The organism is Neisseria sp. HMSC061B04 (assembly GCF_001836705.1).
In the GTDB taxonomy this organism is placed as follows: Bacteria; Pseudomonadota; Gammaproteobacteria; order Burkholderiales; family Neisseriaceae; genus Neisseria.
Map to the genome: position 1 here is coordinate 1 of NZ_KV830223.1, position 7,247 is coordinate 7,247.

The 7,247-nt window shown below is 54.5% G+C and carries 6 protein-coding genes and 2 pseudogenes; 5 read left to right on the forward strand and 3 right to left on the reverse strand.

Translation table 11 applies throughout. The features are described from left to right. Positions 1 to 220 (forward strand): annotated as a pseudogene (locus HMPREF2661_RS11505) (IS5/IS1182 family transposase); the annotation flags it as partial. A 54-nt stretch (positions 221 to 274) separates the two neighbouring features. Here HMPREF2661_RS11505 and HMPREF2661_RS09015 read toward each other — a convergent pair. Then, positions 275 to 1,618 (reverse strand): FAD-dependent oxidoreductase, encoded by a 1,344-nt coding sequence (locus HMPREF2661_RS09015; protein WP_070823445.1) that lies wholly within the window; start codon positions 1,616 to 1,618, stop codon positions 275 to 277. Between the two features lie 218 nt (positions 1,619 to 1,836). Beyond that, complete coding sequence (locus tag HMPREF2661_RS09020) at positions 1,837 to 2,733, reverse strand: LysR family transcriptional regulator (protein WP_070823447.1); 897 nt, start codon at positions 2,731 to 2,733, stop codon at positions 1,837 to 1,839. A gap of 179 nt (positions 2,734 to 2,912) precedes the next feature. Here HMPREF2661_RS09020 and HMPREF2661_RS09025 point away from each other — a divergent pair, with 179 nt between their 5' ends. The 3 genes from HMPREF2661_RS09025 to HMPREF2661_RS09035 all read left to right on the forward strand — a co-directional run bounded on the left by HMPREF2661_RS09025 (position 2,913) and on the right by HMPREF2661_RS09035 (position 6,310). Beyond that, positions 2,913 to 3,878 (forward strand): TIGR03571 family LLM class oxidoreductase, encoded by a 966-nt coding sequence (locus HMPREF2661_RS09025; RefSeq protein WP_070823449.1) that lies wholly within the window; start codon positions 2,913 to 2,915, stop codon positions 3,876 to 3,878. A gap of 100 nt (positions 3,879 to 3,978) precedes the next feature. After that, the gene (locus HMPREF2661_RS09030) at positions 3,979 to 4,428 is read left to right on the forward strand and encodes an MBL fold metallo-hydrolase (RefSeq protein ID WP_070823451.1); all 450 of its coding nucleotides are present in this window, start codon (positions 3,979 to 3,981) and stop codon (positions 4,426 to 4,428) included. A gap of 118 nt (positions 4,429 to 4,546) precedes the next feature. Continuing rightward, on the forward strand, positions 4,547 to 6,310 hold the full coding sequence (locus HMPREF2661_RS09035; RefSeq protein ID WP_070823452.1) for a monovalent cation:proton antiporter-2 (CPA2) family protein: 1,764 nt from the start codon (positions 4,547 to 4,549) through the stop codon (positions 6,308 to 6,310). A gap of 69 nt (positions 6,311 to 6,379) precedes the next feature. Here HMPREF2661_RS09035 and HMPREF2661_RS09040 read toward each other — a convergent pair whose 3' ends face one another. Next, complete coding sequence (locus HMPREF2661_RS09040; RefSeq protein WP_033002664.1) at positions 6,380 to 6,604, reverse strand: hypothetical protein; 225 nt, start codon at positions 6,602 to 6,604, stop codon at positions 6,380 to 6,382. A gap of 122 nt (positions 6,605 to 6,726) precedes the next feature. Here HMPREF2661_RS09040 and HMPREF2661_RS09045 point away from each other — a divergent pair. Next, positions 6,727 to 7,212 (forward strand): annotated as a pseudogene (locus HMPREF2661_RS09045) (transposase); the annotation flags it as partial. Positions 7,213 to 7,247 lie beyond the last annotated feature (35 nt).

Below are 7,247 nucleotides of genomic sequence, written 5' to 3' on the forward strand. Positions count from 1 at the left end.
GACCGAAAAAGGCTTAAAAGTAGAGAAAGCATCCACCGCCGTCATTGATGCCACCATTATTCAGACCGCCGGCAGTAAACAGCGTCAAGCCATAGAAGTCGATGAGGAAGGACAAGTCAGCGGCCAAACCACACCGAGCAAAGACAAAGATGCCCGTTGGACAAAGAAAAACGGTTTATACAGACTCGGTTACAAACAACATACCCGCACCGATTCTGAAATCGCTTTCAGACGGCATTTCCGTATCAAGTGCGGTCGTTTTACAACCAGTTTTTTAGCAGCCCGCGAACAAATCGTTCAGCCCTTCGGCGATGGTCGGGTGGGTGAAGATTTGGTTTTTGATGTAGGTGGCGGGGATGCGGTGATCGATCGCCATTTTGAACAGGTTGATGATCTCGTGCGCTTCGGCGCAGAACAGGGTTACGCCGAGAATTTCGCCGCTGTGCGCGTCCACCACGGCTTTGAGCAGGCCGTCGGTTTGGTTGAGGATTTTGGCTTTCGGAATCGCGTCGGCTTTCAGTTTCAACACTTTCACCTCGCGCCCCGATTGCTGCGCGGCGGTTTCGGTTAAGCCGATATGGGCGAGCGGCGGCTCGGTAAAGGTGGCGGTCGGGAACGGGGTGCGGTCGGCGCGGTTGCGTTTGCCGTCGCCGAAAAGCTGTTCGCGTACGATGCGGTAGTCGTCGAGCGAGATGTAGGTGAACATCGGGCTGCCCGCCACGTCGCCCATCGCCCAGATGTGGTTTTTGCCTTGCACGCGCAGATGGTCGTCAACGAGGATGAAGCCGCGCGGGTCGGTTTCGATACCCGCGTTTGCCAAGCCCAATCCTTGCGTGTTCGGCACGCGGCCTACGCCCACCAGCACCGCGTCGGCGGTAAATTCGCCTTGCGAGGTGATGACGCTGGTGTCCGCCGTATTGTCGCGGAACGCTTCAATTTTCACGCCTTGCAACACCTTGATGCCTTTGCTGTTTAATACGCGCAGCATTTCTTCGGCGATGTCGCGATCTTCACGCGGCAGGAAGCGGTCGCCGCCGTCGAGAATGGTGATTTCGCTGCCGAAAGCGTGGAACATAAAGGCAAATTCCAAGCCGATGTAGCCGCCGCCGATGATGACGAGGCGGCGCGGGCGTTCGTTCAGCGCGAGCACACCGGTGCTGTCCAGTACGCGCGGGCTGTCTTCGCCCGCCACACCCAGGCGGCGCGGGGTGGCACCGGTGTTGATGAAAATGCGTTCGGCGGTAAGGGTTTGCTCGCCGCCGTCTGGGTCAGTCAGTTTGACCGTGCGATCGTCGAGAAACTCGGCGCGCGCGTTGAGCACGGTTACGCCGTCCAGATTGTCCAGTTTGGCGAAATTGGCGGCGCGCAATTTCGGAATCAGGGTGTTTTTCGCGTTCATCGCCGCCGCAAACACTGCCGCTTTGTCGGCGTTATGCCCGCGCTGCTCGCTCTCGACAATCAGTTTTTTGCTGGGAATACAGCCGATGTTGATGCAAGTGCCGCCGTACATCTGCGCCGACTGTTCCACCAGCACGACCTGCTGCCCGTGTTTCGCCAAATCTGCCGCCAGCGTTTTGCCCGCTTTGCCAAAGCCGATAATAAGATTTTGTGTGTGCATAATTTGTCTCTGTGAAATGATGGATTGCGCGCCAATTATAGACCTTATCGATTTATTTTTACATGAGACCTTTGCAAAATCCCCCAAAATCCCACCAAGACATTTAGGGGATTTTGGGGGATTTTGCAAAGGTCTCAGGCCGTCTGAAACCCGGAATTAGGTTTTCAGACGGCCTTTTTTGTTTTTCAGGCAGCTTTTTTGGAATGGCCGGCGGCATCTCAGACGGCCTTCCCCCACGCTTCCCCCATCATATCCACCAACGCCCGCACTTTGGGCGAGAGCTGTTTGCGGCTGGGGTACACCGCCATCACGGGCACGGGTTTGGGTTGGAAATCGGATAAAACGCTTTTCAGGCTGCCTGAATCGAGGGCGGTTTGCACCAGATAATGCGGCAGTTGCACGATGCCGAATGCGGACAGCGCGAGTTCCAGCAGGGCTTCGCCGTTGTCGGCGCTGAAGCGTCCGCAGCCCTGAAAGGCGGTTTCTTTGCCTTTTTGTTGAAAACGCCAGCGGCTGACGCGGCCGCCGTGTAGGAAATGCAGGCATTGGTGGCGTGCCAAATCGTCGGGGCTTTGCGGCGTGCCGTGTTGAACGAGGTAGCCGGGGGCGGCACAGGTGAGCATTTGCTGGCTGCCGACGGTGCGGGCGATCAGGCTGTCGCATTGGGGCGGATTGCCGTTGCGCAGGGCGAGATCGTAGCCGTCTGAAATCAGGTCGGCGTAGTCGTCGGTGAGCGAGAGTTCGATGCTGGTTTGCGGATAGCGGTGGAGAAAATCCGCCAACAGCGGCGGCAAGATGGTTTTGCCCAACACCAGCGGCGCGCTGATTTTCAGACGGCCTTGCGGCTCGATGCTGCGTTGGGCGAGGCATTGCTCGGCGTTTTCCAGCTCTTCCAACACGGCGGTGCAGCGCTCGTAAAACAGCCGCCCTTCGTCGGTGGGCGCAAGGTTGCGCGTATTGCGCTGCAAAAGGCGCACGTTCAACCGCGCTTCAAGGCGGGCGATGCGTTTACCGATGGTGGAACGCGTGAGCCCGAGTTGTTTGGCGGCGGTAAACGAGCCGCTTTTTACGCTGGCGACAAAGGCGGTCATATCGTTGAGATTGTTGAGTTCCATAAATTTTTCTTGCGCAGATCGGGCATTTATGCCCGACAAATACAGGTAAATTTAAAAATGTCGGGCATCAATGCCCGACCTACATTTGGTATTTTCTTGCCCGAGATTAGGGAAGCACATTCCCGAATAAAACAAATATACTTCATCACGTGCAAAAACTCATCACAAGGAGCAAAACAATGACTGCGCTGAAATTACCCGAACGCCTGCAAAACCATCGCGGTTTCGCCCGCACTTTCCAACCGGGCAAACTCACATTGGGACTGATTGCGCCCTTCAAAGGCTATCCCGACAGCCCCGTGCCCGAAATGGACGACTTCGCCACCGTGATAAAAGCCGCCGACCAAAGCGGCATTGCCACGCTGTGGGTGCGCGATGTGCCGTTTTACGACCCGAGTTTTGGCGATGTCGCGCAGATTTACGACCCGTCGGTAACGCTGGGTTATCTCGCCGCGCTCACCCAAAACGTTGCGCTCGGCTCGGCGGGCTATGTGTCGCCGCTGCGCGAACCGGTGCTCACCGCCAAAGAAGCCGCGTCGGTGGAACAAATCAGCGGCGGCCGCTTCCTGCTCGGCTTGGCCAGCGGCGACCGCCCCACCGAATACCCCGCCTTTGCTTCCGATTTCAACAACCGCGCCGAACGCTACCGCGAAGCGTGGCAAATCATCCGCCGCCTGACGCAGGAAAAATTCCCCGCGTTCAATAGCGAACACTACGGCAGATTCAGCGGCAATTTGGACTTGGTGCCCAAACCCGCACACGGTTTGCCGATGCTCGCTATTGGCCGCGCCCGCCAAGAGCTGGAATGGATTGCCCGAGAAAGCGACGCATGGATTTGGTACGGCATCGCTCCCGAAAAACTGGGCGACATCGTCAACACGCTCAAAGAATTGGGCGACGGCGAAACCTGGAAACCCTTTGGCGTAGCGAATTTCGTCGAACTCTTGGAAGACCCGAACGCCCCCGCCAAGTTCTACAACAACATCTACCTGCGCGGCGGCGCCAAAAGCATCGTCGAGTTTTGGCAGAAACAGCAGGCCGATGGCGTGGCACACATTACCGTGAACTTAAAACCTACACGGCGCGGCGCGCTGGAAACCATTCAGGATTTCGCCGAAAACGTGATGCCGCATTTTGCGGTGTGAGATTTGGGGGTTTCAGGCAACCTGAAACGCCGTCTGAACGCCCCCTAGTCCTCCTTTATAAATGGAGGAGGGAACTTTTTAGGTTTTCAGGCTGCCTGAAATGCCGTCTGAAACCCTACGCGGCTTTGCACAGCTGGCACGCGACGCCGTAGCGCCTTATGTTAAAGCCGATCGGGTGAAATTCTACAAAACCGGCGAAGAAGTGATTCCGGGTATGGTATCCAAACCGAGTCCTGGTCATACGCCGGGGCATAACGGTATCGAATTCACGTCAAACGGACAAACCATGCTGATTTGGGGTGATTTAATGCACAATCACGCACAGCAAATGGCGGATCCGAATATCGCGGTAGAATTAGATATGAATCAGGATCAAGCGCGTGCCAGTCGCGAAGCGGCGTTGAAAGACGTTGCCGCGCGAAAAATCTGGGTTGCGGGCGCCCATTTGCCGTTCCCGGGCTTAGGCCACGTCCGTGCCGAAAGCAACGGCAGCTATACTTGGGTGCCGGTGGAATATACCCCGATCGAAATCGACGGCAAAGTGCAATAATTTAACAAAAACCGACCGCACTTTTCTTAGAGGAAGCCGTCAAATGACGACTTTTTTGTGTTACGGCGATTTTCCTTTATAATACAAAAATTTTTATGAATTAACAAAGGCAGGAATTATGGCGGTAGAAGCAGCTAACGGCGATTTATTGCACGTGGTGGTGTTATTGGGGGCGGCGGTAGTTGCCGTGCCGTTATTTAAACGTTTAGGTCTAGGCTCGATTCTGGGTTATTTGGCTGCGGGGCTGGTTATCGGACCCTTCGGATTAAAGCTCGTTACCGATTCCCACGCTATTTTGCATATTGCGGAATTCGGCGTGGTGATGTTTCTGTTTTTGATCGGGCTGGAAATGAAGCCGTCGCATTTATGGAAATTGCGTAATCAGATTTTCGGCTTGGGTACCCTGCAGGTGACGTTTTCCAGTCTGTTCCTTACCCAAATCGGGCTGGCTTACGGTTTTTCTTTAGTGATGTCGTTTATTTCGGCGGTAGGTTTTACACTCACCTCCACCGCAATGGTCATGCAGATTATGGACGAACGTCATGAAATCAGCACACCGCAAGGTCAGCGCATTGTCTCCATTTTGCTGTTTGAAGATTTGCTGATTGTGCCCATGCTGGCGATTGTAGCATTTCTAGCACCCGATAATCCCAATGCCGTTGCCGATGCCGTACCGCTATGGCAGAAAATCGGTGTTGCCGCGCTTTCTTTGGCAGCGTTGATTGCGACAGGTATTTGGCTGCTCAATCCGCTGTTTAAAATTCTGGCAAAATCCAAAGCACGCGAGGTGATGACTGCCGCCGCGCTGCTGGTGGTACTCGGTGCGGCTTATTTAATGGAGCTGGGCGGTCTGTCTATGGCGATGGGTGCGTTTCTGGCGGGAGTGCTGCTGTCGGAATCCGACTTCCGTCATCAGCTTGAAGCGGATATCGAACCGTTCCGAGGCCTTTTGCTCGGGCTGTTTTTCTTAGCTGTCGGGATGTCGCTGGATGTGGCAACGGTGTTCAATAACTGGAAGGTAATTCTTTCCGCCACTGTACTGATGATTATCTTGAAATGCCTTGCCATTTATGGAGTGGCGCGTTTTACCAAAGCAAGCCATCACACCGCGATACACCGCGCCGTACTGATGTCGCAGGGCGGTGAATTCGCCTTCGTATTACTCGCCTCCGCTGCCGTACAACGGGCGATTAATGCGGAAGTGCTAGCGAATATGACGGCAATCGTGGTGCTCTCCATGATTATGACACCCTTCAGCGTTATGCTGTTCGACCGTTATTTCAAAGAACCCCGCGCAGCTGCGTCAGTGGACGATGTGGAAGAACATGCGGGCGAACTCAACGGCAACGTGCTGATTATCGGATTCGGGCGCATGGGGCAGGTGGTCAGCCAAATGCCGCTAGCCTACGGTGCCACCATTTCCATTCTGGACAACGATCCCGACACCATCAACGTCGCACGCGAATACGGTTTCAAAGTCTATTACGGCGAAGCCACCCGCGCCGACGTGCTGCATGCCTGCGGCGTAGAACACACCGACATCGTAGCAGTATGCGTGGACAACGGAGAAAGTGCGGTCAGAATTGTGGAAAATATTCATCATATCAACCCGAACGCCAAGGTGTTCGTGCGCGCCTGGGACAGACGCAATGCGCTGGCCCTAGTGAAAGCGGAAGCGGATTTCGTAGTGCGCGAAACCTTCTATTCTTCCATGAAAATGGGCGATGAAATCGTCAAGGCATTGGGTGCTAGCGTGCAGGAATTACGTGCTGTACACGACAAAGTACGCGACGCCGACAAAGAACGCTTCGCTTTGGAAATTGCCGGCAAGGAATTTGAAGGGCGCAGATTACTGTTGGGGAATATAAAGAAAAATTCGTAAAATAGACCGCTTTTGTAGCTGCAAGCGATGGAATTTAAGCGAAAAATTGCAAAAATTCCACCGCACTTTTTACGCCCGTTCGGAACGCAGGCGGTGTTGGCGGATGTTTTTCAGCAGGCGGAACAGTTCCGCCCACGCGGAGCGTTTCGGCTGCGGGGTGTTGCCTGTGCCGATGAGCTTCATTTGATAAGCATACCAGCCCAGTTCGAGAAAGCCGCCGAGCTTGCGATCGATGAATCCCAAGCCTGTGCGGACGGCGGGCAATTCCGCTTTTGCCAATCCGCCCGATAACATCCGTTGCGGCAAATCGGGAATGAGTGCAAATAGTATTTCAGACGGCCTTTTAAGGTTTCTACATCTATATTTTAGTCGGCGAACTGTTTTTTCATTCGTTCGCGTCGCTCTTGCGCTTCTACGGACAATGGCACAGCCTCTCCGATCCCGAACTCGAACACAGCCTCATCACCCGCATCGATTTCAACCTGTTTTGCCGTTTTGACGAACTGAGCATCCCCGATTACAGCACCTTATGCCGCTACCGCAACTGGCTGGCGCAAGACAACACCCTGTCCGAATTGCTAAAACTGATTAACCGCCAACTGACCGAAAAAGGCCTAAAAGTAGAGAAAGCATCCGCCGCCGTCATTGACGCCACCATTATTCAAACCGCCGGCAGCAAACAGCGTCAAGCCATAGAAGTCGATGAAGAAGGACAAGTCAGCGGCCAAACCACACCGAGTAAAGATAAAGATGCCCGTTGGACAAAGAAAAACGGCCTCTACAGACTCGGTTACAAGCAACATACCCGTACCGATGCGGAAGGCTATATCGAGAAACTGCACATTACCCCCGCTAATGCGCATGGGTGCAACCATCTGTCGCCTTTACTGGAAGGCCTAACCTAAGGTACGACCGTCTATGCCGACAAAGGCTACGA